At 40.6% G+C, this 1932-nt stretch carries 1 protein-coding gene; it reads right to left on the reverse strand.

What is annotated here, in order from left to right:
- Positions 1-546: 546 nt before the first annotated feature.
- A complete protein-coding gene (locus J2S74_RS27255; RefSeq protein ID WP_307332914.1) occupies positions 547-1830 on the reverse strand; it encodes an IS110 family RNA-guided transposase in 1284 nt (427 codons plus the stop codon).
- Positions 1831-1932: the final 102 nt, after the last annotated feature.

Genomic DNA, 1932 nt, shown 5'->3' on the forward strand with positions numbered 1-1932 from the left:
ACCTCCCTCTATAAAGTTAAAATATCTCCTGAATACTCACGTATTCTCAAAATTTCATAAACACCTATATAGTAGACGCACCTCTGATAATGGATATATCTTGAAGAGATAAAATTTTTTTACAGAACAATTGCCATCCTAACGACCAAACTGGGTATGTTTGGAAATTAAAGTTATAACCGTGCGTAAGAAACTCCACACAACTCACGGTCGCTTACCCTCCCATGTCTCACCGGATTGTTTCCACACATTCCTTCGTCCTGCGTATCCATGAGGTGGAGGTCGGATATGCTCCTATACTGGGTCATAAGCCCGAATGGTGAAAATATGCTCCGACTCTGCACTATTGGTGTTTGTCTTTTGAATGGTTTGAAGTATTCAGTCTAACTACATTTTTTCTGCCATCCATCCTAATTACTTCTCCCTTCTTGTGGGAGGTTCTGTCAAGGGTGTACTTTCCCTTGACGGGTTCTGCCACAAGAAGGACACTCTATGTGGATGGTTGGTGAATCATAGGCTATAGTCATTTGTCCTTATTGAAGAACTTTAGGCAGCCTGTAACACATTTTCTTGAGGTATTCCTTGTAATAATTTGGAACCATCAAATTGGCATTGTCTTTGTCCAATGACAAACAAAACACGTATTAATTTACAACACAAGGCAATGAGAGACTGCTGCTTCTTTAAAGGTTTATCAGAACGATTCGTGTAATAGTGATGCAGGGCTTTAAACGTCGGATTATGGGCAACTAATGGCCGTATGGCCAAATACAAGGCTCTTCGTAATTTACTTCGTCCTCGCTTTGTAATAGTGGTTTTCCCTTTATATTTCCCTGAACTATTCTCACGTAAAGAGAACCCTGCTAAATTAACGACCTGTTGAGGGTGTCGATACTTCGTTAGATCCCCAACTTCAGAGATAAATGTCGTGACAGTCGTAACTCCTAGCCCTGTAATTTCAATCATTTCATTAGCACCTGGTATGGTTCTAACTACTTCTTCTAATTTCTGATCCAATTCTTCTAACTGCCTATTAAACATCTCATACTGCTCGAGAAGGTTACTCATTTCTATCTTAGCGAAATGAACCCCTATATTTAGGCCTACACTCTTTTTTGCGGCCTCGACAAGTTTGGTTGCTCGTTTGATTCCTACACCTCGTTGAACATATGGCTTCCACTTTTGTAGCACTTCCTCTGGTGTCATCTCCACGATTTGTGAAGGGAAGGGGAAGAGTTTCAATGTACAAAAGGCTGCCTTTCCATCCCAGTCTCCAAACACATCGGAGAACTCTGGGAAGTAACGGTCAATCATATTTTGAATACGACCTTCGATTATCACTAGCTGTTGTGTGAGCTGATCTCTTACTTTGACGCCTTCTCTTAGCTCGGCATAAACGCCTTCTAAGAGATTTGGTACGGAGTATCGCCCATCTTTTATCAGCTGTGCAATTACTTTTGCATCCTTTGTATCGTTCTTTGTTGGTGAGTTATCATCGAGCTCTTTACTTTTCTTTACGTGCATTGGATTGACTACAACAAAATCAAATCCTTTTGCAGTAAGATAATAAGCTAAATTTAGCCAGTAGTGGCCTGTTGGTTCTACACCAAAGATGATATGATTCTTCTTGTTTCTTTTGGCGTGACGCTCGGCCCATTCTAGCAATTGCTCAAAGCCATGTATTCGGTTTTCAAAGACCAGACGCTTTCCAAATTCTAAGCCTCGATCATTTTGTGCTCGTGCTACATGCTTCTCTTTGGCAACATCAATGCCAATAATAAGTGTTGATGATGTGATTTGAGAGATTTTCTGATTTTGTGTATAATTCATTTTGAGTCCTCCTTGGTTAACTAATTTCAGGGTCCTTAGTGCTGATCAGCTGCGGACACCTCGTATGATACCAAGGGGCTCTTTTTTTGTTCAACTCTCAAA

The sequence above is a fragment of the Evansella vedderi genome (assembly GCF_030813435.1).
GTDB classification, from domain to species: domain Bacteria; phylum Bacillota; class Bacilli; order Bacillales; family Salisediminibacteriaceae; genus Evansella; species Evansella vedderi.

Coding starts and splice junctions, on each gene's coding strand:
- J2S74_RS27255 (WP_307332914.1), bottom strand. CDS start 1,830: ATGAATTATACACAAAATCAGAAAATCTCTCAAATCACATCATCAACA.